Source organism: Flavobacterium ginsengiterrae (assembly GCF_039539785.1).
GTDB lineage: Bacteria > Bacteroidota > Bacteroidia > Flavobacteriales > Flavobacteriaceae > Flavobacterium > Flavobacterium ginsengiterrae.
Map to the genome: position 1 here is coordinate 406,560 of NZ_BAABDU010000003.1, position 25,845 is coordinate 432,404.

Annotated in this window: 24 protein-coding genes; 8 read left to right on the forward strand and 16 right to left on the reverse strand. The window is 33.2% G+C overall.

The features are described 5' to 3' along the window. Window positions 1-55: 55 nt before the first annotated feature. From glmS to ABD859_RS04570, 3 genes are read right to left on the reverse strand one after another with little or no spacing between them, the layout of a single operon-like run. Window positions 56-1,906, reverse strand: a complete 1,851-nt coding sequence (gene glmS, locus ABD859_RS04560; RefSeq protein ID WP_345140869.1) for a glutamine--fructose-6-phosphate transaminase (isomerizing) — start codon at window positions 1,904-1,906, stop codon at window positions 56-58. Window positions 1,907-1,915: 9 nt separating this feature from the next. Next, window positions 1,916-3,535 (reverse strand): BamH family beta-barrel-assembly machinery protein, encoded by a 1,620-nt coding sequence (gene bamH, locus ABD859_RS04565; RefSeq protein ID WP_345140872.1) that lies wholly within the window; start codon window positions 3,533-3,535, stop codon window positions 1,916-1,918. A 21-nt stretch (window positions 3,536-3,556) separates the two neighbouring features. Next, complete coding sequence (locus tag ABD859_RS04570) at window positions 3,557-4,363, reverse strand: glycogen/starch synthase (protein WP_012022912.1); 807 nt, start codon at window positions 4,361-4,363, stop codon at window positions 3,557-3,559. A gap of 78 nt (window positions 4,364-4,441) precedes the next feature. On the opposite strand from ABD859_RS04570, the gene panC reads away from it, so the two are divergent. The 5 genes from panC (at window position 4,442) to ABD859_RS04595 (ending at window position 10,544) form a co-directional block, all read left to right on the forward strand. Beyond that, window positions 4,442-5,320 carry a pantoate--beta-alanine ligase gene (panC, locus tag ABD859_RS04575; protein ID WP_345140876.1) on the forward strand — a complete coding sequence of 293 codons (879 nt, stop codon included), beginning with the start codon at window positions 4,442-4,444 and terminating at the stop codon, window positions 5,318-5,320. Window positions 5,321-5,334: 14 nt separating this feature from the next. Continuing rightward, a complete protein-coding gene (gene panD, locus ABD859_RS04580) occupies window positions 5,335-5,685 on the forward strand; it encodes an aspartate 1-decarboxylase (RefSeq protein WP_008465481.1) in 351 nt (116 codons plus the stop codon). A 196-nt stretch (window positions 5,686-5,881) separates the two neighbouring features. Then, the gene (locus tag ABD859_RS04585) at window positions 5,882-7,036 is read left to right on the forward strand and encodes an alpha/beta hydrolase (protein ID WP_345140880.1); all 1,155 of its coding nucleotides are present in this window, start codon (window positions 5,882-5,884) and stop codon (window positions 7,034-7,036) included. Further along, on the forward strand, window positions 7,036-8,397 hold the full coding sequence (gene radA / locus ABD859_RS04590; protein ID WP_345140883.1) for a DNA repair protein RadA: 1,362 nt from the start codon (window positions 7,036-7,038) through the stop codon (window positions 8,395-8,397). The genes ABD859_RS04585 and radA overlap by 1 nt, the downstream gene beginning before the upstream one ends. Window positions 8,398-8,579: 182 nt before the next feature. Continuing rightward, window positions 8,580-10,544 carry a transglycosylase domain-containing protein gene (locus ABD859_RS04595; RefSeq protein ID WP_345140886.1) on the forward strand — a complete coding sequence of 655 codons (1,965 nt, stop codon included), beginning with the start codon at window positions 8,580-8,582 and terminating at the stop codon, window positions 10,542-10,544. A 122-nt stretch (window positions 10,545-10,666) separates the two neighbouring features. On the opposite strand, the gene ABD859_RS04600 is transcribed toward ABD859_RS04595, so the two are convergent. The 4 genes from ABD859_RS04600 to ABD859_RS04615 all read right to left on the reverse strand — a co-directional run bounded on the left by ABD859_RS04600 (window position 10,667) and on the right by ABD859_RS04615 (window position 15,068). Then, on the reverse strand, window positions 10,667-11,704 hold the full coding sequence (locus ABD859_RS04600) for an aldo/keto reductase (RefSeq protein WP_345140889.1): 1,038 nt from the start codon (window positions 11,702-11,704) through the stop codon (window positions 10,667-10,669). 178 nt (window positions 11,705-11,882) lie between these two features. Next, the gene (locus ABD859_RS04605; RefSeq protein WP_345140891.1) at window positions 11,883-12,827 is read right to left on the reverse strand and encodes an OmpA family protein; all 945 of its coding nucleotides are present in this window, start codon (window positions 12,825-12,827) and stop codon (window positions 11,883-11,885) included. A gap of 129 nt (window positions 12,828-12,956) precedes the next feature. Beyond that, entirely contained in the window at window positions 12,957-14,204 is a 1,248-nt protein-coding gene (locus ABD859_RS04610) for a porin family protein (protein ID WP_345140895.1), read from the reverse strand. A gap of 102 nt (window positions 14,205-14,306) precedes the next feature. Further along, on the reverse strand, window positions 14,307-15,068 hold the full coding sequence (locus ABD859_RS04615) for an exodeoxyribonuclease III (protein ID WP_345140898.1): 762 nt from the start codon (window positions 15,066-15,068) through the stop codon (window positions 14,307-14,309). Window positions 15,069-15,188: 120 nt separating this feature from the next. Between ABD859_RS04615 and ABD859_RS04620 the strand changes: the two genes are divergently transcribed. Further along, window positions 15,189-16,991 (forward strand): GNAT family N-acyltransferase, encoded by a 1,803-nt coding sequence (locus tag ABD859_RS04620; RefSeq protein ID WP_345140901.1) that lies wholly within the window; start codon window positions 15,189-15,191, stop codon window positions 16,989-16,991. Between the two features lie 65 nt (window positions 16,992-17,056). Here ABD859_RS04620 and ABD859_RS04625 read toward each other — a convergent pair whose 3' ends face one another. The 8 genes from ABD859_RS04625 to ABD859_RS04660 form a co-directional block, all read right to left on the reverse strand. Further along, window positions 17,057-18,154, reverse strand: a complete 1,098-nt coding sequence (locus ABD859_RS04625) for a suppressor of fused domain protein (protein ID WP_345140903.1) — start codon at window positions 18,152-18,154, stop codon at window positions 17,057-17,059. 164 nt (window positions 18,155-18,318) lie between these two features. Continuing rightward, window positions 18,319-18,684 (reverse strand): DUF805 domain-containing protein, encoded by a 366-nt coding sequence (locus ABD859_RS04630; RefSeq protein WP_345140906.1) that lies wholly within the window; start codon window positions 18,682-18,684, stop codon window positions 18,319-18,321. 199 nt (window positions 18,685-18,883) lie between these two features. Then, window positions 18,884-19,162 (reverse strand): TM2 domain-containing protein, encoded by a 279-nt coding sequence (locus ABD859_RS04635; RefSeq protein ID WP_345140908.1) that lies wholly within the window; start codon window positions 19,160-19,162, stop codon window positions 18,884-18,886. Between the two features lie 183 nt (window positions 19,163-19,345). After that, window positions 19,346-19,609, reverse strand: a complete 264-nt coding sequence (locus ABD859_RS04640) for a TM2 domain-containing protein (protein WP_345140911.1) — start codon at window positions 19,607-19,609, stop codon at window positions 19,346-19,348. 79 nt (window positions 19,610-19,688) lie between these two features. Then, window positions 19,689-19,967, reverse strand: coding sequence for a TM2 domain-containing protein (locus ABD859_RS04645; protein WP_345140914.1), 279 nt, complete (start codon window positions 19,965-19,967; stop codon window positions 19,689-19,691). A 19-nt stretch (window positions 19,968-19,986) separates the two neighbouring features. Beyond that, on the reverse strand, window positions 19,987-20,358 hold the full coding sequence (locus ABD859_RS04650) for a DUF805 domain-containing protein (protein WP_345140916.1): 372 nt from the start codon (window positions 20,356-20,358) through the stop codon (window positions 19,987-19,989). 202 nt (window positions 20,359-20,560) lie between these two features. Next, window positions 20,561-21,505: a 2-hydroxyacid dehydrogenase gene (locus ABD859_RS04655; RefSeq protein ID WP_345140919.1), complete on the reverse strand. Its 945-nt coding sequence runs from the start codon at window positions 21,503-21,505 to the stop codon at window positions 20,561-20,563. A 38-nt stretch (window positions 21,506-21,543) separates the two neighbouring features. Then, window positions 21,544-23,091: a hypothetical protein gene (locus tag ABD859_RS04660; RefSeq protein WP_345140922.1), complete on the reverse strand. Its 1,548-nt coding sequence runs from the start codon at window positions 23,089-23,091 to the stop codon at window positions 21,544-21,546. A gap of 187 nt (window positions 23,092-23,278) precedes the next feature. Between ABD859_RS04660 and nhaA the strand changes: the two genes are divergently transcribed. Then, window positions 23,279-24,421 carry a Na+/H+ antiporter NhaA gene (gene nhaA / locus ABD859_RS04665; protein ID WP_345140925.1) on the forward strand — a complete coding sequence of 381 codons (1,143 nt, stop codon included), beginning with the start codon at window positions 23,279-23,281 and terminating at the stop codon, window positions 24,419-24,421. Window position 24,422: 1 nt separating this feature from the next. Beyond that, window positions 24,423-24,947: a hypothetical protein gene (locus tag ABD859_RS04670; RefSeq protein ID WP_345140928.1), complete on the forward strand. Its 525-nt coding sequence runs from the start codon at window positions 24,423-24,425 to the stop codon at window positions 24,945-24,947. A gap of 67 nt (window positions 24,948-25,014) precedes the next feature. Here the strand turns inward: ABD859_RS04670 and proC are convergent, their stop codons facing one another. Beyond that, window positions 25,015-25,791, reverse strand: coding sequence for a pyrroline-5-carboxylate reductase (gene proC / locus ABD859_RS04675; protein ID WP_345140931.1), 777 nt, complete (start codon window positions 25,789-25,791; stop codon window positions 25,015-25,017). Window positions 25,792-25,845: the final 54 nt, after the last annotated feature.

Below are 25,845 nucleotides of genomic sequence, written 5' to 3' on the forward strand. Positions count from 1 at the left end.
AAAAAAAAGCGAGACCTAAATCTCGCTTTTTTAACATTATTTATAATTTAAAATATTATTCTACCGTAACCGATTTAGCCAGATTTCGAGGCTGATCGACATTACAACCTCTCATTACAGCAATGTAGTAAGAAAGTAATTGTAAAGGAATTGTAGTAATCAGCGGTGATAATGCATCTGAAGTTTCCGGAATTTCAATTACATAATCAGCAAGTTCGCGTACTTGGATGTCACCTTTAGTTACAACGGCAATAATTTTACCACTTCTGGATTTAATTTCCTGAATATTACTTACAATTTTATCGTAATGACCTTGTTTAGGTGCAATAACAATAACCGGCATATGCTCATCAATTAAAGCAATAGGCCCGTGTTTCATTTCAGCCGCAGGATAACCTTCAGCATGGATATATGAAATCTCTTTTAATTTTAACGCTCCTTCTAATGCAACCGGGAAATTATAACCACGACCTAAATAAAGACAGTTTGGTGCATCTTTAAAAGCAGCAGCAATTTCTTTTGCTCTATCATTAGTCTCCAAAGCTTCAGATACTTTTTCAGGAATTAATTCTAATTCTTGTAAGTAAGCATGAAAATCAGGATTTGACAAAGTTCCTTTTGCTTTACCTAGTCGCAAAGCAATCATAGTTAAAACTGTGATTTGAGTTGTAAATGCTTTTGTAGAAGCTACTCCAATTTCCGGACCCGCGTGGGTATAAGCACCTGCGTGACTTTCTCTTGAAATAGAAGAACCTACTACATTACAAACTCCAAATACAAACGCTCCGTTTTCTTTAGCCAATTTAATAGCTGCCATTGTATCAGCCGTTTCTCCAGATTGAGAAATAGCAATTACAACATCATCTTTATTGATAATTGGGTTTCTGTATCTAAATTCAGAAGCATATTCTACTTCAACCGGAATTCTTGTAAACTCTTCAAAGATATATTCAGCTACTAAACCTGCGTGCCATGAAGTACCGCAAGCTACAATAAGAATACGTTTTGCATTTAAGAATTTTTCGATGTTATCTTCAACACCAGCCATTTGAACGATTCCTTCATTTGCATGAAGTCTTCCTCTGTAAGTATCTTTAATAACACTTGGCTGTTCATAGATCTCTTTTAACATGAAATGATCGTAACCTCCTTTTTCGATCTGCTCCAAATTCATTTGAAGTTCCTGAATATAAGGATCAACTAAAGAATCATCTTTAATTTTTCTAATTTTAAGAGGCTTATGCAATCTAATATTTGCCATTTCACCATCTTCTAAGTACACTGCATTAGAAGTATACTCAATAAACGGAGAAGCATCAGAAGCGATAAAATACTCACCTTCACCTACTCCAATAGCTAATGGACTTCCTAATCTGGCAGCAACAATTTCGTTTGGATTTTTTTTATCAAAAACAGCAATTGCATACGCGCCTACTACTTGGTTTAAAGCTATTTGGACAGCTTTACCAAGTTTTATGTTTTCTTTTTTCTGAACTTCTTCAATCAGGTTTACCAAAACCTCAGTATCTGTATCTGATTTAAAAGTATAGCCACGCTTAATTAATTCTTCTTTAAGCGGTGCATAATTCTCTATAATTCCGTTGTGAATAATTACCAAATCTCCAGAATTTGAAAGATGCGGATGGGAGTTCACATCATTTGGAACACCGTGGGTTGCCCAGCGTGTGTGTCCAATTCCAATATTTCCGTTTACAGTAAATCCTTCTTGTGCTTTAGCTTCAAGATCTAAAACTTTTCCTTTTGTTTTACAAACTTTTATGCCCGATTCGTCATCGTACAACATAACGCCGGCACTATCATACCCTCTGTACTCAAGACGCTTTAATCCTTTTATTACAATAGGATAGGCCTCTCGGTGACCGATATATCCAACAATTCCACACATATATATTAATTAATTTGGTTTCGTGTAGTAAACCTCAAGCCTTAATCGTTTATCTTCCGGGACAGAAGATTTTCCACCATACAAAATTGTACCCAGCGGATTCATAATTGATGCTCTCGGTACTTGCGAAAAGTACTCGTTTGGCTGAAGTACAATTCTATTTTCCAGAAAATTAGAAGCAGTAATACCAATGCTCTCTGTAACAACCAGTCCTAAATCAACATTTTGAGCAGTCGTGCTTTTAATAAGACTTCTAATATATTCTGTAACTGTGATTTTATATGTCTTTCCTCTTTTGTTAGCATCAAGGTTAATTAAGCCTCCAAAAACTCGTTTAGCTCCTTTAGTGTCTCCAGCCGTCAAACTTGTAGACTGATCTGCATAATAATCTGCTAGAGGAACATTATTGGTTAAATCGTATAAATAGATTCTTTTAGGCTCATCAGCACCCGTCATTTTTTCAGAATCAATATTAAAAATCAAATTTGCTTCATTAACCTTCCAGTTTTTTGCTCGAATATCATCAAGTTTAGACACAAAATCGTTAAGCTTAATAACAACCGCAGATCCTTGTCCTCCTTTTAAATACAATCTCTCATCTCCTTCGGTTTTGTTAACATTAGAAGAGCTTATAGCTGCTGAATAATTAGCATCCTTAACATCCTGAAGTAAATTTGCTGTACCGCCTGAACTAGTTGGATTTACTAAATTAACAACAATCGTTCTCTCTTCTGTTGTTTCAGGTGCATCAGTAGTAATATCTGTTTTAGCTTTATAAGTAATGGTAATTTTTCCTTTAGAAAAATCCATTAAAGCCATATTTGACGGGCTTCCATCAGCTGCTTTTTCTACATTAAAATATAATCCTCTGAAGTATTCCTGAAAAACGTCGGTACTTGCTAATTTAGACGATGCCGCCTTTAAGATTTTTTCCTGAAAAAAAGCAGTGTTCAAATTCAAACGCATTTCTGGAGCTGTATAAGTTGTTGTTTCCTTACCAGCATCATCTTTTGTAACTGTTTTATATTCTTCGGCACTAAAAAAGAATTGATCGTTTTGAAATGGCTTCGTTGCATCATCATTTAAACGTGCCCCAACTTTCGCCTGATCAAAAACAGAATTTTGTGCAGTGTAATAATATTGAAGTAATTCAACACCATTACTAGGATAAGAGCTTCGCATTTGATATCCAGACTCATATACACTTAACTTCAATTTTCCGTTAGCAGGCCCATAAATAGAATCTAACTCATAAGTATGACTGCCATCTGTATTATTTACAGTTACATGACTAAAATAAGGAATACTTAATACAGCACTTTCAATAACAGGATCTGCTCCAATACTTGGCGCATATGCTGCAAGAGCAACTTGTGTTACATAATTTGCAGTGGTTTCTCCAAAAACCGGATTATTGTAAATACCTAAAGCACTTGTAGGTAATCCATTTGACTGTACAGAAGTAACTTCTTGATTATAAGATATAACATCATATTTTTCAGACTCAAGCCCAAAATGATCATCCCCAATTAAATCTCCACCAATTGCATTAAAATCTTTATCGCAGGAATAGAAAAAAACAGCAGTTGCTGCTAATAGAATTTTCTTAAAAAAAGAAGTATTGTACATATTAAATAATAAAGTTAAATTTTAAAGACCAAACGTTCTGTAGAAATTTGTATACGCTTCAGCGAATGCATCTTTCGTGGCGAAAGGTAAAAAAGGTTTTCCTGAAGATTCTATAAATTTTGTTAAACTTGGCGAAACATTTGGCGATGCTATAACTACACCATCAGAATGTAATATGCTGGCTTTTAAAATATTTTCGTAGTTTGGAGTTTCAAGATCCGAAATTGATTCGTGCGGAACACCATCAAATTTCACCTTATTAATCATCTCCATATCTAAATTCTCATCAAAAGACTGACCGTAAACTGAGGTAATAATTTTAGTATCATTAAACAAAGCTTCATTTTTATAATAATGCTTCATATAAATTGGAAGCATTGCAGCAAGCCAACCGTGAACGTGAATAATATCTGGAACCCAGTTTAATTTTTTCACAGTCTCAACAACACCTTTTGCAAAAAATATGGCACGCTCATCATTATCAGGATATAAAGCACCTTCTTCATCAGCAAAGGTTGCTTTACGTTTAAAATACTCATCGTTATCAATAAAATAAACCTGAATTCTTTCTTTGGGAATTGAAGCGACTTTGATAATCAATGGCATATCTAAATCATTCACTACCAAATTCATCCCTGAAAGTCTGATTACTTCATGCAATTGATGTCTTCTCTCATTGATATTTCCATATCTTGGCATGAAAATTCTTATCTGACCGCCCTGATCATTAATCATTTTAGGAACGTCGTAAGACATTAAAGAAACCTCATTTTCAGCCAGATACGGCACGACTTCAGATGATACGTATAATATCCTCTTATCTTTCATAATAGTATTTTACTTAATTTTTGGTAATAAAAACGTCGCAAAATTACAAAATTTTATGCAGTTTATAACTAATATATTATGTTTGCACTAAATTTTAATAATACCGCCATGCATATTTTCTACAGTAAAGCAGCGCTGATAGCTTATTTAAAAACTATCAAAACCGCAAATTCGACTATAGGATTTGTCCCAACAATGGGAGCTTTACACCAAGGACATCTGGCTTTAATGCAGCGATCGCTTAAAGAAAACGACGACACTGTTGTAAGTATTTTTGTCAATCCAACCCAATTTAACAATCCTGAAGATCTTGATAAATACCCGCGGACTCTTGAAGAAGATGTAAAAAAAATGCGAGGTTTAAGCGATAAAATAATTTTATACGCTCCATCTGTTGAAGATATCTATGAAGGAAACACAGTTTCGCAGGATTTTGATTTCGACGGTTTAGAAAATCAAATGGAAGGAAAATTTCGTCCCGGACATTTTAATGGAGTTGGAACTATTGTAAAACGTTTATTTGAAATCGTAACTCCAACAAATGCCTATTTTGGCGAAAAAGATTTTCAGCAGCTTCAAATTGTTAAAAAACTGGTAGAAAAAAACAATCTGCCAGTAAATATTGTGGGCTGCCCTATTTTTAGAGAAGACAACCAGCTGGCAATGAGTTCCAGAAATGAACGTCTTTCTGCCGATGAAAGAAAAGAGGCTTCAATAATTTACAAAGTTTTAACCGAAGCCAAGGAAATATTCCAAAACAGCACACCCGAAGAAACTATAAAATTTGTTGAAGATTCATTTAAAAACAACGAAAGATTCGATCTCGAATATTTTGTAATTGCTGACGAATCTACATTATTACCAATTGATCATAAAATTAATGACAAAAAATATCGTGCCTTTATAGCGGTATTTGTTAATTCTATAAGGTTAATTGACACCATTTCATTAAATTAAATTACCTTTGCTGCATGCAAATTCAAGTTATAAAATCAAAAATTCATCGAGTAAAAGTTACTGGAGCTGATTTAAATTATATTGGCAGTATTACTATTGATGAAACCCTGCTGGAAGCCTCAAACATTATTGAAGGCGAAAAAGTATCTATTGTTAACATTAATAATGGAGAACGTTTTGAAACTTACGCCATAAAAGGAGAAAAAAATTCAGGTGAAATTACCCTGAACGGTCCTGCTGCCAGAAAAGTTCAAAAAGACGACATTATTATTATCATTTCGTATGCAACCCTTGATTTTGAAGAAGCAAAAACCTTCAAACCATGGATCATATTTCCAAATGAAAACGATAATTCGTTAACTTAGAATCTACACCCAACTTACTTTAATTCAGGCTTTGTCAAAAACATTTTTGCACAAACAAATCTGCTTTTGTATAAATCGAAATATCTTTACGTAAGAAATCATTGCTTTTTTAAAACCCCAATAACAAAAAAGCAAATAAAGTATTATATTGCCCTCTATTTTCAATACTTTTTAATTCACTGAAATGCCACAAATCATGAAAAAAGTTTACCTACTGATTACATTAATTTCCGTATCTGTTTTTGCACAGAAAAAATTTGACAATATTAAGTCTGAAAAACTCGGAGAAGAAAGAAGAATAACCATTGGACTTCCGGCTTCTTACGATGCAAAATCAGACAGAAAATATCCGGTTTTGTATTTATTAGACGGAGATTATTTGTTTGATCCGTTTTCAGGAGCAGTAAGTTATGGATCTTATTGGGATGATATTCCGGAAATGATCATTATAGGAATTCATCAAAATAAAGACGAAGAACGTTATGATGACACAACAATAGATCAAAACGAAGGACTTCCTTTTGAAAAAGGAGCTAAGTTTTTTGAATTCATTGGAGCAGAACTAATTCCGTACGTTGAGAAAAAATACCGCACATCGCCTTTCAGGATTATTGCCGGACACGACGTTACAGCTAGTTTTGCCAATTTTTATTTATATAAAGAAAATCCGCTTTTTAATGCATATATCTGTTTAAGCCCGGAACTTGCCCCAAAAATGGAAGTTCGTATTGCTGAAAAATTTGCTAAAATCCAAAAACCGGTATTCTATTACCTTTCTGCAGGAGAAGGTGATATCAAAAAAATAAAAGAACCAATAGAAAAATTAAACAGCAATATTAAAATTGCTAATAATCCGTTAGTAAATTACAAATACGAGGTTTTTAAAGGTGCAACACATTACACCGAAGTTTTACATTCTATACCAAGTGCATTGTATCAAATATTTGAAGCATACAGACCTATAAATTCTGCAGAATACAACGATAAAATTGCCGTTCTTGAAACTGGTTATGCTGATTATTTAGAAAAAAAATACAACACTATGTCAGAAATATTAGGCGTTCAGATTCCGGTAAGAATGAGTGATTTTAAAGTAATTGAAAATGTTATTTTAAAAAAGAACGCATACGATGAATTAGGAAAAATGGCCGAAATTGGAAATGTAAATTATCCAAAAGCCATGTTAGGAGAATATGAATTAGGCTTGATGTACGAAAAAATGGGCGATCCTAAACATGCTTCAAAAAAATACCAAAATGCTTCACAAATGGAGCCAATTGGAGACTTGAACAAAGATTTGATGTATGAGAAAATTGACGAAATGAATACGCTTGCTAAAAAAAGTAAATAATGTCAAAAGTTAAAACTTCCTTTTTTTGTCAAAATTGCGGAACCCAGTATTCTAAATGGCAGGGACAATGCAATGCGTGCAAAGAATGGAATACAATTGCCGAAGAAATAATTCAAAAGCAGGAAAAAGTTGCCTGGAAAAGTGAGCCAACCTCAACTAGTAAAGCGCCAAGACCTTTAAAAATTAACGAAATAGATTCGGCTCAGGAAATCCGCATGGACACTACCGACGGCGAATTAAATCGTGTTCTTGGCGGCGGCATTGTTCCGGGATCTTTAACACTTTTGGGCGGAGAACCGGGAATTGGAAAAAGTACACTTTTACTTCAAATATCATTAAAATTACCTTATAAAACTTTATATGTTTCTGGCGAAGAAAGTCAGAAGCAGATCAAAATGCGCGCCGAAAGAATAACGCCAAATAGCGATAACTGCTATATTTTAACGGAAACTAAAACGCAAAATATTTTCAAACAAATTGAAGCCATTGAACCAGAAATCGTAATTATCGATTCGATTCAAACTCTGCATACCGATTATATAGAATCTACGGCCGGAAGTATTTCTCAAATCAGAGAAACTACTGCCGAATTAATCAAATTTGCTAAAGAAACCAATATTCCAGTCATTTTAATTGGACACATTACCAAAGACGGAAATATTGCCGGACCAAAAATTCTGGAACATATGGTTGATACCGTTCTTCAGTTTGAAGGCGACAGAAATCATATTTACCGAATTTTACGTTCACTAAAAAATCGTTTTGGCTCAACATCTGAACTTGGAATTTACGAAATGCTGGGAAGCGGTCTTCGTGAAGTAAGTAATCCTTCTGAAATTTTAATTTCTCACAAAGACGAAGAATTATCAGGAACAGCAATTGCCACTACACTCGAAGGCATGCGTCCGCTTATGATCGAAATTCAGTCTTTAGTAAGTACCGCGGTTTACGGAACACCTCAAAGAAGCACAACAGGATACAATGCTAAACGTTTAAATATGATTTTGGCTGTACTTGAAAAAAGAGCCGGATTTCGTTTAGGCGCAAAAGACGTTTTCCTGAATGTAACCGGAGGAATTTCTGTTGATGATCCTGCCATTGATTTAGCCGTTGTAGCCGCAATTTTATCTTCAAACGAAGATATTCCGGTTGGAAAAGGATTTTGTTTTGCCGGTGAAGTTGGACTTTCAGGCGAAATTCGTCCTGTAAACCGCGTAGATCAACGCATTCAGGAAGCCGAAAAATTAGGTTTTGACACCATCTTTGTTTCGAAATACAACAAAATTGCTTTAAAAAATACCGGAATCAAAATTGAACTTGTTGCAAAGATTGAAGATGTTGCGAGTATTCTTTTTGGCTAATATTATTTTTGTTTGCCGCTAATTACTCGAATTTTTGCCACAGATTAAAAGGATTCGCGCAGATTAATTTTCATAATCATTTTAATCTGTGCCTAAAAGAAAAAAGAATTAGTAAATATTAGTGTAATTCGTGGCTAAAAAACCAACCTAAAAACATTAAAAAATATTGTAAATTCAACCTTATGAATTTTCCAAAACAAAAAATATATAAAGCATTAAAAATATTAGGAATAATAATCGTTGTGCTTTGCATTGCGCTTTATTATTTCCGGGATTCACTTTTAAATCAAGCCATTGCAAAAGTAACCCACAAAATGGCAGTAGATTACAATAGTGATTTTTCTATTAAAGAAGCCACTTTTAATGGTTTGTCAACTATAAAACTTACGGATGTTGTCTTGGTTCCAAAAAATGCCGACACACTTTTGAAAATCAACAACATTGAAACCAGTGTGAGTTTAAGCAATTTATTGATTGGCGATGTTCAGGTAGGAACTTTAAATGTAAATAAAGGTTATATTCAATTAGTTAAAAAAGGAAAAATCAAAAATTTTGATGCTTTCTTAAAAAGAAACAAAGACGACTCTGAAAAAAGTGAAAAGAGAAAATACGGTGCTTTTGCGTATCGTATTATTTCAAAACTGCTTAATCTGGTTCCAACGGATATGAATCTGGAAAACTTCCAATTCAAAATCGACGACAATGGCAAAAAAACCAATATCGCGATAAATAAGCTTGTTTTAAACAACAAACAGCTTGAAACAAACATTCACGTTGTCAGTAAAAATTTTGATCAGCGATGGAACTTAAAAGGATTTGCTGATCCAAGAAATCAAAAAGCAGATATTCGCTTTTTTAATTTAGACACCGGAGCAATCAGAGTTCCTTATCTTGATGAAAGATATAACCTAAAAGCAAGTTTTGACTCTATTCGCTTAAATGTTGAAAATATTGATAAAAGCGGCAGCGAACTTCATCTTGACGGCTTTACTTCTATTGTAAACTTAAAAATTAATCATCCAAAAATTGCCAGCAAAGACGTTGTCATTAAAAATGCCCGTTTTGATTACCGATTTTTATTAGGTGATAGTTTTATTTCGATTGACAGTACCTCAACAATGACGTTGAATAAAATCAAACTTCGTCCTTATGTTTCTTACGATACCGAAAAAGATACTGTTTATACACTAAAAGTTGACATTCCAAAAATGAAAGCGCAGGACTTTATTGTTTCACTTCCTGACGGATTATTTACTCATTTCCAAGGAATGCAGGCTACAGGAAATTTTGACTATAAACTGGATTTCAAATTCAATCAAAACAAACCTAACACTCTAGTTTTTGACAGTAAGCTTAATAAAGAAGATTTAAGAATTACCAAATACGGTGAAGCCGATCTTAATAAACTAAACGGCGAATTTGTATATCGTGCCATAATTCAGAATGTTTTACAAAGACCAATCTTGGTTGGAAATGCAAATCCAAATTATACACCTTTAGACCAAATTTCTCCTTATTTAAGAAAATGTGTTCTAACAACAGAAGATCCTTCATTCTTTTCGCATCGCGGATTTATAAATGAAGCTTTTAAACAATCGATCCTAAAAAACATCCGCACTAAAAAATTCTCTCGAGGCGCGAGTACAATCAGCATGCAGTTAATTAAGAATGTCTTTTTAACTCGCGAAAAAACGCTTTCGCGAAAGCTTGAAGAAATCCTCTTAGTTTACATTTTAGAAAATAACCGAATTGTAAGCAAAGAAAGAATGCTGGAAGTTTATTTCAATATTATCGAATGGGGACCAAATGTGTATGGAATTGGTGAAGCAAGTCATTTCTATTTCCAAAAAAGTCCATCATCGCTAAATGTCGATGAGTGCTTGTATTTGGCTACGATTATTCCAAAACCTAGAAAGTTCATGTACCAGTTTAATGACGAAGGTAATTTGAAAGATTATGCATTGAAAAATCAGAAGTTTTTAAAGAATTTAATGTTCCGCAGAGGTCTTCTAATTCCAGAAGATACAATTGGACAATTACCGGTTTATATTTCCGGAAATGCACGTTCGTTTATAAAAATCAAAGCTCCGGATTCGACAGCGGTAAAATTAGATTCTCTCGCAACGGATGATGAATTTGATTTGTAAGTGAAGTAAAGCTTAACCGCAAAGAGCGCAAAGATTAACGCAAAGTTCGCAATGTTTAATTAAAAAAAACTTTGTGTGCTTTTGCGTAAATCTTTGCGCTCTTTGCGGTTAAATACATTTTTTTAAGGAGCAGGGTCCGGAATTATTGCCTGAACGGCATCAATTTCTGCTAGTATTTGTTTAGAAAGTACCACATCAATCGTATCGATATTTTCTTTTAATTGTTCCAAAGTTGTTGCGCCAATAATGGCACTTGTTAAAAATGGCTGCGACAAAACAAATCCCATTGCAAGCTGGGTTAACGTTAAACCATGTTTTTTAGCAATTTCCTGATACATCTTTGTTGCTTCGGTACATTGGTCGCTATTATAACGTTTGTATTGCGGAAAAAGATTAACTCTCGCTTTCGGATGACTTTCGCCGGTTAAGAACTTTCCGGTCAAAACGCCAAATGCTAAAGGCGAATATCCAAGCAAACCAACATTTTCATATTTTGAAACTTCTGCAGAATTAACTTCAAACAAACGATTCAATAAAGAATAAGGATTTTGAACAGTTTGTATTCTTGGCAGATTATTGTATTTACTTTCTTCAAGCAAACGCATCATTCCCCAGGCATTTTCATTTGAAACTCCAATATGCTTAATTTTTCCTTCTTTAATTAATCCGTCGAAAGTTTCAAGGATTTCTCTAAAGTTATCTTGCCAAACATCATCATGCCCGTGAAAAGCACGCTGCCCGAAATTATTGGTTTTTCTTTCCGGCCAGTGCATTTGGTACAAGTCGATATAATCCGTTTGCAGTCTTTTTAAACTTTGCTCAACCGCAAATTTGATGCTCGCTGGCGAAAAATCCAATTTATCGCGCATGTATCCAAAATTTGGGTTTGGACCTGCAATTTTTGAAGCCAGAATTACTTTATCTCTATTTCCAGATTTTTTAAACCAAGTTCCTATAATTTTTTCTGTACTTCCATAAGTTGCTTCACTCGCCGGAACCGAATACATTTCGGCTGTATCAAAAAAGTTTACACCTCTTTCAAGTGCATAATCCATTTGTTCGTGTCCTTCGGCTTCTGTATTCTGCTGTCCGAAAGTCATGGTTCCGAGACATATTTTTGAGACTTTTATATCAGTGTTTGGTAATGTTGTGTATTTCATTTTTTTCTTTAGGTTCAAAGTTGCAAAGAGACAAAGGTACAAAGTGATTTTTCAAATAGAAATGTGGCAAGGTGAAAATATTGATAAGATGAAATCCAAAAAAAAGAAAAAGGCTCAAAAGTAAAAACCTTTGAGCCTTTGCAAATCTTAGCGGCTAGTTCCTCAGAACCTTAGACGCTTAGTTAATGCTATTTAACATCTCCGCAATTTCATCTAGTCTTGGAGTTAAGATAATTTCAATTCTTCTGTTTTTTGCTTTGCCTTCTGGAGTTGCGTTACTTGCAAGCGGAGAAAATTCGCTTCGGCCTGCTGCTGTTAATTTTTGTTTATTGATTTTTGGGTTTTCACTTAAAATAGCCACAATTGCTGTTGCTCTTTTTGTAGATAAATCCCAGTTATTTGCAATTGGACCAGAACCTGCATACGGATCATCATCTGTATGACCTTCAATAAGAACAGAAAGATCTGGATTGTCGCCTAGAACTTTTCCAAGTTCTACTACGGCTCTTCTTCCTTCGGTACCAACTGCCCAGCTTCCTGAATTGAAAAGTAATTTGTTTTCCATAGAAACATATACTTTTCCGTTTTTATGTTCAACTGTTAAACCTTTACCTTCAAAACCTGTTAATGCTTTAGATAAAGTTTCTTTTAGTTTACGCATTGCTTCTTCTTTAGCTGCAATCATATCTTCAAGTTCTTTTAATCGACTTGCGGTTTTGTCTAAACGAGCCTGCTCATCGGCAAGAGCTTTTCCTTTTGCCTCTAACTGTGCTAATAATTCACGGTTTTTAGCCAGGTTTTTCTCTAATGCATCGTTGCTGTTTTTCTCTAATGCATTATACGAATCCTGCAAAACTTTGTATTTCTTTTGTTCAGCGGCTAAATCAGCTTTTTGTTTTGCTAAGTCATCTTTTGTACTTGCAAGATCTTTTGTTAGTTTATCACGATCTAATTCTAACTGATTTTTAGCTTTTTTCAAATCCGCATTTTCATCAGCGATAGAACGGTTTTCTTTTTTTAGATCTGAATATTTCGTTTCAAGATCATTGTAAATCTTTTTGGATACGCAAGAAGTTGCAGACAATGCCAGAACTACTAATCCAATGGAGGCTTTTTTAATCATGTTTCTTTTTGGTTTTTTATTTGGAGGCGATTTATAATTTTGAATAAATTTTACAAAGCAAATTTTATTCCATTTATCATCCAAAAATCAAATATCTTAAATTGTTATTAGAGTTTTCAAGGCAAAACTTTATTTTTTCTTTTTGCTGTCAAAAATTGTGTAGCCAAAAGTTAGAGAAGTTGTGCTGTAGTTAGAGTCCCAATAAACATAATTGTCAAAAATATTAGCACCGCTGTATTTTAGTTCAGCATTAAATTTATTTTTATAACTATACCCTATTGAACCGCCTAACCTATTTCGAATTTTAGCTTCAACTTTGTAAACTCCCTGATCTTGGTGAATATCTGAACTTAACATACTGGAATTAATATAAGATCCGGCAATAAAAATCCTTGAATTATCACTTATAAATATATAATACCTAACTCCAAACGCTACATCAATATAACTTAATGAGGCATTCCAATTTTCAATTATTGTATCTGAACTGAATGGCCCTCTATTATAGGATATTCCCATTCCAGGACTTTTATAGGAATTATAACTTGGTGCTAAATATAATGCCCACTTATTTCTGTTAACTGGTAAAACCCATTCTATTTCAGCACCTCCGGTAAAATTTGTTTTTTTCTCAAAATCAGATATCACATTCGTGACATGATTGGAAATAGACAGAGAGGCTGACGAGATTCCTAAATTAACTTTAAAATTTATACTTCCAGATTCTGATTTCTTTTCAAAAGCTACAATTGCATTGTTTTTACAAATATTATAATCTGTAAAGTATTTTATCAGATCTTTTTGTCCATATCTTAATTTTAAAAGATCATCTATATTTTTATTCCCACAATTAACATTTTGCCATAATTGTTTTTGAAAATCATTATTAGAAACTAATTTTACACCTGCCTCATCATTCACTGTATATTTTTTCCAGATAAGCTGTTCAATAGTGCCACTTTCTGTTTTATAAAAAAAACGTTTTATGTTTCCGATTTTATATTCATACAAGCTGACTTTACTATCAACTAAAACTTCTAGAAAAACTGTAACTTCTTTCCATTGAGGTTCTCTTTTTTCATTAAAAGAATTCAAATTAACAAGAGAAGTATCAATCTTAACGGTTGCTCTTTCATATTTTAAGAATTCCCCAACTTTAAATTCTGTTACATTTTTAATATCTTCTTTCATCGTTTGAGATTCCTCAGTACTTAACTTATACTCAAAATCAATCGGGTTATCCTTTTTATCACGATCTTTAATAAAACATTCCGTTTTGTTTCCATTATTATCTATAAAATAGGATTTATAGTAATTAATTTGCGCGTAAAATTTTATGCTTAGGATAAATAAAAAAAATAGTAATTTTTGTTTCATAGAGTTTTAGAGTTGTTTTTTTAAATGCAAAGACAACAAAAAAAAATTTATAATAAAATTTATTTTTTTGTTGTCTTCAAAAAATTTTGAGATATAAATTCTTTATTCAATCTCGACTAAAACCGGACAATGGTCTGAGTGAACAGCATCTGGAAGAATAACAGCACGTTTTAGTCTATGCTCCATAGCATTGCTTACTAAATTATAATCAATACGCCATCCTTTATTATTCCCTCTTGCGCCTGCGCGATAACTCCACCACGAATAATGATGCGGATCTTTATTAAAATGACGGAAACTATCAATAAACCCCGATTTCATAAATGCATCAAGCCAGGCACGTTCTTCTGGTAAAAACCCAGAAACCGTTTTGTTGCGAACAGGATCATGAATATCTATAGCTTCATGACAGATATTATAATCTCCGCAAATTATTAGATTTGGAATACTAATTTTCAACTCATTAATATAAGACTGAAAATCATCCATAAACATAAATTTATGATCTAAACGCTCAATATTAGTTCCAGATGGAAGGTACAAACTCATTACCGAAACATCTTCAAAATCGGCACGAAGGTTTCGTCCTTCAAAATCCATATGATGAATTCCGGTTCCATAAACCACTTTTTGAGGCTCAATTTTAGATAAAATAGCAACACCGCTGTATCCTTTTTTTGTTGCCGGATAATAATATTGATAAGGATAACCGGCAGCCGTTATAGCTTCTACAGGAATTTGATCCTGAGTCGCTTTAATCTCCTGAAGGCATATAACATCTGGACTCGCCGCTTGCAGCCATTCGATAAAACCTTTATTAATTGCAGCACGAATTCCGTTTACATTATAGGAAATAATTTTCATATTGGTAATTTTTTTAGGATTCCAAATGTAATAAAAAAGTGCAAAGTTTATCTTGGAAACAATGAAAAGTAGAGTTTTTTGTTATCTTTGTTCGCTGTTCTAATAAATTAAAAATAGTACATGGGTTTAGTTACCGCGAAAGAAGTTGCAAAAGCAATAAATGTTGAAAAGTACGGAGTTCTCGGTACCTTTTCTGGCTGGATTCTTATGAAGGTTCTTAAGATCTCGACCCTTAATAAAATTTACGACCGTAATAAGCATTTAGAAGATCTTGCATTTTTAAACGGAATTTTGGACGAAATGGAAATTAAGTTCGAAATACCGGAAGAAGATTTAAAACGTCTGCCAAAAGACGGCGCTTATATTACAATTTCCAATCATCCGCTTGGAGGAATTGACGGTATTTTGCTTTTGAAATTGATGCTTGAAAGAGAACCAAATTTCAAAATCATTGCCAATTTCTTATTACACAGAATTGTTCCAATGAAAAAATACATCATGCCGGTTAATCCTTTTGAAAACCATAAGGATGCAAAATCGAGCGTGATTGGTATTAAAGAAACCCTGCGTCATTTAAGTGATGGAAAACCTTTGGGAATTTTTCCTGCCGGAGAAGTTTCAACCTACAAAGATGGAAAACTAGTTGTAGATAAACCTTGGGAAGAAGGCGCTCTTAAATTAATCAGAAAGGCAAAAGTACCTGTTGTACCAATTTACTTTCATGCAAAAAACAGTAAATTATTTTACTGGCTTTCTAAAATTGATGATACTTTACGTACCGCAAAATTACCATCTGAGTTACTAACTCAAAAAGACCGCGTGATTAAAGTTCGTATTGGTAAACCAATTTCTGTAAGCGAACAAAACGAAATAGAATCTTTTGAAGAATACTCTGAATTCTTAAGAAAGAAAACCTATATGCTTGCCAATCCTTTTGAAAAAGACACCAAACTGATTGACACAGCAAGTCTTAAAATCACAAAAGCACCTAAAAAAATTGTTACTCCTGCCAACGAATCAAAAATGATTGATGAAGTTCAGGCACTGCGTAACAGTGACAGCAGATTTCTGCAAAGTAAAAACTACGAAGTGTTTTTTGCCAGAGCAAAAGAAATTCCGAATATTCTGCATGAAATAGGACGTCTTCGCGAAATTACTTTCCGTGAAGTGGGTGAAGGAACAAACGAATCTATAGACATAGACGAATACGACAAATATTATCACCATATGTTTTTATGGGATGACGAAACCAAGAAAATTGCCGGAGCGTATCGTATGGGATTAGGTTCTGAAATCTATCCGAAATATGGAATTGAAGGTTTTTATCTAACTGATCTTTTTAGATTCGAACCGGAACTTCATGATATGATGCACAAATCGATCGAAATGGGGCGTGCCTTCATTACGCGTGAATATCAGCAAAAACCAATGCCTTTATTCTTGTTATGGAAAGGAATTATTCATACCACACTTCGTCATCCGGAACACAAATATCTTGTAGGCGGTGTAAGTATTAGTAATCAATTTTCTGATTTCTCTAAATCATTAATGATTGAGTTTATGAAATCAAATTATTACGATCCGTATATTGCTCAATACATTCATCCTAAAAAAGCTTATAAAGTAAAATTAAAGGATGCTGATAAAGATTTTATCTTTGATGAAGCAGAATCTGATTTGAATAAATTTGACAAAATTATTGACGAATTAGAACCAGGAAACTTACGCTTGCCGGTTTTAATTAAAAAGTATATCAAACAGAATGCCCGCGTAGTAGCTTTTAATGTTGATCCATTATTTAACAACGCAATTGACGGTTTAATGTATATTAGAATCGCCGATATACCAGAAAGCACCATGAAACCAGTTATTGAAGAATTTCAGATAGAGCTGGAAAAGAAATTATCTGAAAAAGAAGATTAACTTTTACCTATAAAAAAGAAAAACTCATAAGCTAACTTATGAGTTTTTCTTTTTTATGATATATCCTAAACAACTTCTTCTCGGTTCAAATTGAATATTTCTTCGCCAATGGCATCTAATTTATCCAATATAACTTGAGAACCAGATTCTTTCATTACCTTCCATTCTTCACTTGAAATAGGTACAATCCATAAAAAATTGGTTTGTGAATTCCCTAACGAAGGCAAATTAACACGTGGTAAAGCTTTTAATTTATTAGTAAGAACTGCATATTTAAATTTCTCGCTGGCAGTAGTTTGAAATTCAACTGTATGACCTTCTGCCAAAAAAGTGATATAATCCCAAGGTATTGTTGTAATTCCGCTTATCAGACTTGCAATATTATTTATTTGCTCGTTTGTCAATCCTGACTTCAAAATCGTTCCAAGTTCAATTCTGTTTACCTCAGCAGGATTCTCAAAATACATTTCGATTTTTGGCTGTGATCTTAATGATACTGCAACGGTTGCAAAAACAATCTTTTCTTCACCTTCATATACATATAATCCTTTTGGAGGCCACTCTGAATTATCAATTGCATAATACTTTTCGCTTTTTCCAAATATTTCATCATAATAATCTAAAACTTTTGGTTGCAGTAATTGGAAAGGATTCGCTTCTTCATCCCAAGATTTTACAAAAGAGATTGCATTTTTAACACGTTTGTGCATTTCATTATCTGTAGAAAATTCCCAAGCAAAATTCCCTTCTCCTTTACAATCACGTGCATATCCATAAAACCCGTCATTGCCTCCCCAACTAGGAATTACACACAAAATCTCGCCATTTTCTAATAATGCAGCACCATCTCCTTCTTCCAGCCAAACAATTTCCAGATTCTTTTCATTAAGCACTTCCTGCCCTTGTGGAAATTTACAAAACTCCCTAGTTAACATAGGCGGTACGCCTTTCTCCATCAATTTTATTTCCATCTCTTCTGGCGCAGCGGTTAAATTTCTTATCCAACAGCTTTTTACACCAAAATCTTCGTTATCTCCAAACAAATAAAAATAGGCCGTTCTATTATCTTGTTCTACAATTGCAGTTATCGGACAACTAGGGCTTCTTAATTCAAGAACAACCTTAGGTTTTTCAATCTTATTGCTTCTGCTAAATAATCCCATATTTATATTATTCTTTTTAAAATTAAACTTTATCCAAGTAACGATTTTTATTTAAAATAAAGCAGGATTTTATAACCTAATATCATTATAAAAAATATATAAGCCCCATTCATTAGACGTGAACAGGGCTTTTAATTAACAATTTTTATTTAATGCTGTTAGATTTATTCTTTTCCAATTTCATCAATATCTTCCAATTGATTTTTAGGATCAGCACCATATTCATTTGGTCCTTTTTCTCCTTCAGTACAAGCTAAAATTAAACCATAAATAGGTATAATTTGATACCATCCGCTTTTTCCCACATCGTGCATTCTTCTTGCTCCAACTGCAATCGTGGGAATAAAAACCGCCAGACTGTAAACATTACCTATCAATCCCAGACTTGGTGAAATCAAAGAGAATACAACACTTAACACTATACTGATAATTGTACTTAGCAAAGTAAACAACCAATATTCACTTCTTCTGGCTCTTCCATTAAAATTTGAGTAGTTTTCGAGAACTACTCTTTTGTAAACTTCTAACATAATTAAAAATCTTTATAAATTCCCCTACTCTTATGGATTTTCAGTTACTCCATTTCTTTTTTTACCAAAGTGCAAGATTAATTACTTTAAAGTTTATTTTAAGGAGGTAAACGTTATAATAATATCAAAAAAAGACATTTTTTTAGGTCAAATATTTTCAAAAAAAATCCCATTCTTTCGAATGGGATTTTTTTATTTTTTAGAACCAGCCTTTTTTACCTACCTGATACGTCTGATAAAATTCTTCATCAGACTTTGTTAGATAAATAATTCCTTCAATGAAACCAATAAGGCTTCCTGCTCCGCAAGTTACCAAAGTAGCAATAATCTGAATTATCCCTTCTTTAGTATATCCTAAAACGAATTTGTGAATTCCAAATCCCCCAAACAAGATCCCTAGAATACCTGCAACAACTTTTTTATTTTCTGATTTTAGCTGTGATGATTCATTCACTGATTCTGATTTTGTACTTTCCATTTATATCCTTAATTAATTATTACAATTACTATTTTGGCCGTTAATTTAACTTTTTTACCAAAGTGCAAGATTAGTTACTTTAAAGTTCATTTTAAGACCATAGACGTCATAATAATATTAAAAAAAGACATTTTAAACTCGATAAAAAAAATCCCATTCTTTCGAATGGGATTTTTTTATTTTTTAGAACCAGCCTTTTTTACCTACCTGATACGTCTGATAAAATTCTTCATCAGACTTCGTTAGATAGATAATTCCTTCTACTAAAGCAATTACACCGCCTATACCGCATAAAAGCCCTAAAATAAGCTGAATTATACCTTCTTTGGTATATCCTAAATAAAACTTGTGAATTCCAAACACTCCTATTAAAATGGCAAGAATTCCGGCAGCGATCTTTTTGTTCTCTGGTTTTGGTCCTCCAAATTCTGATTGTGTATTTTCCATGGTTATTTCTTTTAAAGTTTAATATTAAATATGGGGTAAAAAAAATCCCATTTGCTATAAATGGGATTTAATATTGTTTTTAGAACCAGCCTTTTTTACCTACTTGGTAAGTTTGGTAGAATTCTTCGTCTGATTTAGTAAGGTAGATAATTCCTTCAATGAAGCCAATTAAACTTCCGGCTCCACAAGTAACTAAAGTAATAACAATCTGGATAATTCCTTCCTGAGTGTATCCTAAAACGAATTTGTGAATTCCAAATCCTCCTAATAAGATACCAAGAACACCCGCAGCTACTTTTTTATTTTCTGGTTTTGGCCCTGAAGGCGTATTCCAAGATTCTGGTTTTGTAGTTTCCATATTTTTGTATTAATAAATATTACAATTCTGCTTTACCAATTTCATTGACTTCGTCAAATTCATTTTTAGGATCCGGACCGTATGCATTTGCTCCTTTATCTCCTTCTGTACATGCCAAAATCAAGTTATAAATTGGAATAAGGATAAACCAGCCGCTTTTTCCAACATCATGCATTCTTCTAATTGCAACAGCAATTGAAGGAACTAAAACTGCAAGACTGTAAACATTTGCAACTAATCCTAAACTTGGAGAAATTAATCCCATAACGAAACCTAAAGCAAAACTGATAATCATATTTGCTAAGAAAAACATCCAATATTCTTTTCTTCTTGCTCTTCCTTCAAAGTTTGCATAGTTTTCAAAAACTACTTTTTTGTACCATTCAATCATAATTAATAAATTTAGTTTAGTAATAATGCCTACTCTTTTTCGGATTTTCGGCTTCTCCAAGAAATTAATGAAAAGTTATTTAGACTGATTCTTTAATTTTTTCGGAAACAATATTATTAAAAATTAACAAATAAAACTAATTGGCAGCAAAAAATTTACAGGAAAAGACTCGTTATTTAAAATTAACAGCAAAATCAACGTTCTAGGCATATACAGCCTTAATTTTATTTACAATAACTTGAGCCAGCCGTTCATGACTTTCAAATGTCCAACCTGCAATGTGCGGTGTAAGAAGTACATTTTTAGCTTCGAGCAAATATTGAAAAGCTTCTGGAGTGTTTTTATCCTGAAAAAGTGTTTCAAAAGATAATTTTTCATATTCTAAAACGTCTAACCCGGCACCTAATACTTTTTTAATTTTCATTGCTTCGACTAAATCTGCCGTAACTATATTTTTTCCGCGTGAAGTATTAATAATCCAAAATGGCTTTTCGAATGCATTTATAAAAGCCGCGTTAACCATTTTATCTGTTTGCGGTGTCCAAGGCAAATGTAGACTCAAAACATCAGCTCTTTTTTGCAATTCTTGTAATGAAACCTGTTTGGCATTTTCATCTCCCACATTTTCCAGAATATCATAACACAAAACATCAGTTTCAAAACCACGGAGTTTTTTTGCAAAAGCTTTTCCCATGTTTCCATAACCAATAATTCCAACCGTTTTTCCATCCAATTCATGTCCACGGTTACTTTCACGATTCCATTGTCCGGCTTTTACTTCGGCGTCAGCCTGATTCAAATTATTAAAAAGAGACAAAATTACGCCAAGCGAATGTTCTGCAACAGCATTTCGGTTTCCTTCCGGCGCTGCAATTAAATGAATTCCTTTTGTTTCGGCATAATCACAGTCTATACTTTCTAAACCGGCTCCAACTCTTGCAATAAATTGAAGATTTATGGCTTTGTCTAAAAATACTTTGTCGATTTTAAAACGGCTTCTAATTACAATTCCGTTATAATCCTGAATTTTAGCTTCGATTTCTTCCTTTGAAGATTTAAAATCAGCATGGTTTTCAAAACCTGCTTCTTCTAATTGATTCCACAGAACCGGATGGTTGCTGTCTATATGTAGAATTTTTACACTCATTTTATTGTATTTTAACTGAAACAAAAATACGGCTTAATTTAATCAAGAGGATAAGATATCGAACGAAAAACATGTGGATATTCCCAATTATTATTTACATAATTAGCATTGTAAGATATAAATCCGGCAATGAGTTTTCCGTTGGATTCTTTCATTTCAAAATCAGTTAAACCAAAATAGGCCGGAGTTTGAAACTGACGAATCAGACGTCCTTCTTTATTGAACACAAAAATTGCCATACTCAAAACACCACTTTTTACTGACTCATCGCGCAAGAATAACGAGAATACAAAATCGCCATTTTTACGTTTAAATCCTTGTGAACTGTTAGAATAAGGAACTTCATAATTTTTAGGAAATACAAACTTAACTTGCCACACAGCACTGCTGTCCTGACTTCTGTTTTTCTCAAAAACTATTTCATTTGAATTAATTTTTTTCTCTTTAAGACTGTAATAAAATTTTTCAGATTGATGTGAATAGAAAATGGCTGTGCTTCCTGTTTCTTTAACTTCAGTTTCAGACTGAGTTTCGGTTTCAGATTCGGTTGTGTTTTCTTCTGAAACTTCTTCTTCTTCAACATCAGGTGCAGATGGACCTCTGTAAATGGATGAATAAGGCTCTTTATCTGATTTGTCTTCCAGAAGTTTTAAATTTTCATTCATAATAAATCTTTTATGAGTTGAGTAATACGATCCGTCGGCTGCTGAATCTTCGACTCCTTCTACATAAAAAGTATTATCTAAATTTAACTTTATGGAATTGATATCTGTATCCGGGTAATCTTCAAAACTGTTAAATTTCAATAGCTTTAGATTTTTGTCCAGTACAGCAATAAATGGAATTTCACTTTGATTGGGTTTTGATGCTGTTCCGCACACAAAAATTTTCCCTTTTAGATATGAAAGAGAAAAATCGGCTTTTCTGGTATAAGTAAAACCTCTGTCCTGAAAAGATTTCAGAAAAATATCTTTCATCGATTTTACTTCAGATTTATATTCTGAACTGCTTATTTTATAAGTAATTTTTTCAATCTGCCAGCCCGACAAAACGTTTTGTATTTTTTCGGCATCATCATTATTTAAAGAGCCTGAGTATTTAATTTCTTTTTTAAGAAATAAACTAAATCCGTTATTCTCCTCTGTTATTAATGAATTGTATGGATTGTATTTTGAAACTTTATCGCCTGCTTTTTCAAGAAATATTTGTTTACCGTTTTTGTCAAGAATTAACACGAAAGGAGTAAAATTATATTTGCCATCGCCTTCCTGCATAAAGTATACAAAATTCCCATTTTCTAATGCACTAAAATTTCGTAGTGTTCCTTGATTTACATCTTTTTGATAATGCCACAATTCGGGCGAGTTATAATTTGCTGCAAAATTAATCGTAGATTTTACTTCCAATTTTTCATTATCCAGGACTTTTTCATCTGTTTGATATAGTTTATCAACCTGCACAGAAACTGATTTACTCACACTTTCTGTTATTTCCTCATTATTTGTACTTGTTTCTTTTTTACAGGAAGTTTGAATCAGGATAAAAGAAAGACTTACGGCACTAAAAAAAATGTTTTTATAATTCATCGCGTATAATTTTCAAAAACAAAAATATATTTATTTCTAAGTTTTTTCTTAAAAATGTTTTACAGTTTTTAAAAAACAATCTTTACAGCTTTGTGCACTGACTTTTTTATTGGTGAGATTTTTTTTAACTTTGAATATATACTTCCATAGAAATTCAGTTTCTTTTAAATCATTACAAACTTCCACAATGAAATTAACCAAGACTTTTAAAGCCTTTTTTGAAAACGAAAAATCCGGTGGATTACTCCTGCTCTTTGTCACCGTAATTTCATTATGTGCTGCCAATTCATCATATTCAGCAGAGTATATCTCATTTTGGGAAAAGGATTTAGGAAGACATTCGATCACACATTGGATAAATGACGGATTGATGACCATTTTCTTTTTATTAATTGGTTTAGAACTGGAACGCGAAATTTATCATGGTGAATTATCGAACATAAAAAATGCTTCCCTGCCAATTATGGCGGCATTTGGCGGTATGCTGGTTCCTGCTGCAATTTTCCTGGCGTTGAATTTTGGCACAACAACTCAAAACGGAGCCGGAATCCCTATGGCAACTGATATTGCTTTTGCCATTGGCATTTTATCTCTTTTGGGAAATAAAGTTCCTGCTTCTTTAAAAGTCTTTTTAACGGCTCTTGCCGTAATTGATGACCTAGGAGCTATAATTGTTATTGCAGTATTTTACACGACTTCAATTTCATTTGTAAAACTTGGAGTAGCTTTAGGAATCTGGATTTTCTTATTTGTTTTAAACAGAATGAAAGTCTACAATCTTATTCCGTATTTAATTGGCGGTATCATAATGTGGTATTTTATGCTTAATTCAGGAATTCATGCTACGATAACAGGCGTAATTTTAGCATTTGTAATTCCGTTTGGTGACGGCGGCGAAAAATCAACTTCATATAAATTACAGCATTTTTTACATAAACCTGTGGCTTTTATTATTCTTCCATTATTTGCCGTTGCGAATACCTGTATCGCTATACAATCAAATTGGCATGCCGGGTTAAACCATCCCAATGCATTTGGAATTATTCTGGGCTTAGTAATAGGCAAACCTCTGGGAATCGCACTCTTTTCTTCCATTGGTGTAAGTGCAGGATTATGTGCACTGCCTAAAAATTTAAAATGGGCACACGTTTTAGGTGCCGGAATGCTGGGCGGAATTGGTTTTACAATGTCTATTTTCATTACGCTTCTAGCATTCAACGATCCTGATATTATATTATATTCTAAAATATCGATTTTGATTGCTTCCGTACTCTCCGGAGTTCTTGGATATGTATATTTGAAATTTATTCTAACAAAGAAAACAGCTTAATATGAAATCGAATTTAATTTTTTCTTTACTATTCATGCTTTCAATTATTTCCTGCAATAACAAAAAAACAGATCCAGTAGTTGAAAAAACGGAAACAAAATCAGAAGTTGTTATTGAGAAAAATGAAAATGAATCGATAGAAGGAATTTACGAAACTCAATTAGATGACACAGAATCTACCGAATGTAAAATCTCGTTGCAAATAAGCAAAACAGCAAAAGGATATTCTTATTTCTTAAAAACTAACAAGAGAAAACTCAAAGGGATTGCCAATTTTACTACAGAAAAATCAGGAGAGCAGTTTTTAAAATTAGAAGGCATAAAATGGGATGAATACGAAGGAGATATCAGCAATGAAGAAGAAAATGATTCAATTTCAAATTCAAAAGAATTAGAAATTCCCGTTGGTATCAGCGCAAACTATGTTAAAGATACACTTACGATTCAGAATTATGGTAACTCTATGAATTACTACACTATACTTTCTGAATGTGGAAGAAAGTACATAAGATTGATTAAGAAATAAAAAAATCCCAAATCCCAATAAGAAAATTGGAATTTGGAATTTCAAAAAATTGAAATTTCTATAAAAACTAACCTTTAATTTGTTTTAAAGAAGTCTTGATTCCTTTTATTAAAGATGAACTGAAACCATTATGCTCCATTTCATTTAAACCTACAATTGTACAGCCTTGCGGCGTTGTTACACGGTCAATTAATTGCTCTGGGTGAACTCTCTCTTCTAAAAGCATTTTTGCAGCTCCTTTTACTGTTTGTGCAGCAATTGCAAGAGCTGTATTAGAATCGAATCCTATTTCAATTCCGGCCTGCATAGAGGCACGAATATAGCGTAAAGCATACGCAGTACCACATGCACCCAAAACTGTCGCTGCATCCATCAATTTTTCGTCGATTACAGGAGCAGTTCCTAAATCCTGAAATAAGTCAACAATTGGCGAAGCATTTTCTTTGTATTTTTCAGGGAAAGAAATACAAGTTGCAGATTCTCCAAACTGCGCTGCAATATTTGGCATAATGCGAACTACCGGATATTCGTAGTTGGTTTTGGTTTGAAGAACATCTAATGACAATCCGCTTACTGCAGATGCTATGGTTTTATTTTGAATTACCGGAAGAATCTCGGCCAAAACAGTATCGACCTGATACGGTTTTATGGTTAAGATTACCACATCGGCTTCCTGAATATTGTGTTTATTGTCGTTAGAAACTGTAATTCCATATTCAGCTAAATACTGAATACTTGCCGTGTTTCTTCTTGTAACTGTTATTTGATTGTTTTTCGAAAATTTTGCAATTCCCAAGGCAATAGAAACCCCGAGGTTTCCTCCTCCTATAATGTGTACTTTCATCCTGCTTGATTTAATTTTTTTTGGCTGTTAAACAGCATATCTTTCGGCGTGTAA

Coding starts and splice junctions, on each gene's coding strand:
- ABD859_RS04650 (WP_345140916.1), bottom strand. CDS start 20,358: ATGATTGAATGGTACAAAAAAGTAGTTTTTGAAAACTATGCAAACTTT.
- ABD859_RS04630 (WP_345140906.1), bottom strand. CDS start 18,684: ATGTTAGAAGTTTACAAAAGAGTAGTTCTCGAAAACTACTCAAATTTT.
- ABD859_RS04600 (WP_345140889.1), bottom strand. CDS start 11,704: ATGAAATACACAACATTACCAAACACTGATATAAAAGTCTCAAAAATA.
- ABD859_RS04595 (WP_345140886.1), top strand. CDS start 8,580: ATGAATTTTCCAAAACAAAAAATATATAAAGCATTAAAAATATTAGGA.
- ABD859_RS04615 (WP_345140898.1), bottom strand. CDS start 15,068: ATGAAAATTATTTCCTATAATGTAAACGGAATTCGTGCTGCAATTAAT.
- proC (WP_345140931.1), bottom strand. CDS start 25,791: ATGAAAGTACACATTATAGGAGGAGGAAACCTCGGGGTTTCTATTGCC.
- ABD859_RS04570 (WP_012022912.1), bottom strand. CDS start 4,363: ATGAAAGATAAGAGGATATTATACGTATCATCTGAAGTCGTGCCGTAT.
- bamH (WP_345140872.1), bottom strand. CDS start 3,535: ATGTACAATACTTCTTTTTTTAAGAAAATTCTATTAGCAGCAACTGCT.
- nhaA (WP_345140925.1), top strand. CDS start 23,279: ATGAAATTAACCAAGACTTTTAAAGCCTTTTTTGAAAACGAAAAATCC.
- ABD859_RS04655 (WP_345140919.1), bottom strand. CDS start 21,505: ATGAGTGTAAAAATTCTACATATAGACAGCAACCATCCGGTTCTGTGG.
- glmS (WP_345140869.1), bottom strand. CDS start 1,906: ATGTGTGGAATTGTTGGATATATCGGTCACCGAGAGGCCTATCCTATT.
- ABD859_RS04660 (WP_345140922.1), bottom strand. CDS start 23,091: ATGAATTATAAAAACATTTTTTTTAGTGCCGTAAGTCTTTCTTTTATC.
- ABD859_RS04640 (WP_345140911.1), bottom strand. CDS start 19,609: ATGGAAAATACACAATCAGAATTTGGAGGACCAAAACCAGAGAACAAA.
- ABD859_RS04620 (WP_345140901.1), top strand. CDS start 15,189: ATGGGTTTAGTTACCGCGAAAGAAGTTGCAAAAGCAATAAATGTTGAA.
- panD (WP_008465481.1), top strand. CDS start 5,335: ATGCAAATTCAAGTTATAAAATCAAAAATTCATCGAGTAAAAGTTACT.
- ABD859_RS04635 (WP_345140908.1), bottom strand. CDS start 19,162: ATGGAAAGTACAAAATCAGAATCAGTGAATGAATCATCACAGCTAAAA.
- radA (WP_345140883.1), top strand. CDS start 7,036: ATGTCAAAAGTTAAAACTTCCTTTTTTTGTCAAAATTGCGGAACCCAG.
- panC (WP_345140876.1), top strand. CDS start 4,442: ATGTTTGCACTAAATTTTAATAATACCGCCATGCATATTTTCTACAGT.
- ABD859_RS04645 (WP_345140914.1), bottom strand. CDS start 19,967: ATGGAAACTACAAAACCAGAATCTTGGAATACGCCTTCAGGGCCAAAA.
- ABD859_RS04670 (WP_345140928.1), top strand. CDS start 24,423: ATGAAATCGAATTTAATTTTTTCTTTACTATTCATGCTTTCAATTATT.
- ABD859_RS04605 (WP_345140891.1), bottom strand. CDS start 12,827: ATGATTAAAAAAGCCTCCATTGGATTAGTAGTTCTGGCATTGTCTGCA.
- ABD859_RS04585 (WP_345140880.1), top strand. CDS start 5,882: ATGAAAAAAGTTTACCTACTGATTACATTAATTTCCGTATCTGTTTTT.
- ABD859_RS04625 (WP_345140903.1), bottom strand. CDS start 18,154: ATGGGATTATTTAGCAGAAGCAATAAGATTGAAAAACCTAAGGTTGTT.
- ABD859_RS04610 (WP_345140895.1), bottom strand. CDS start 14,204: ATGAAACAAAAATTACTATTTTTTTTATTTATCCTAAGCATAAAATTT.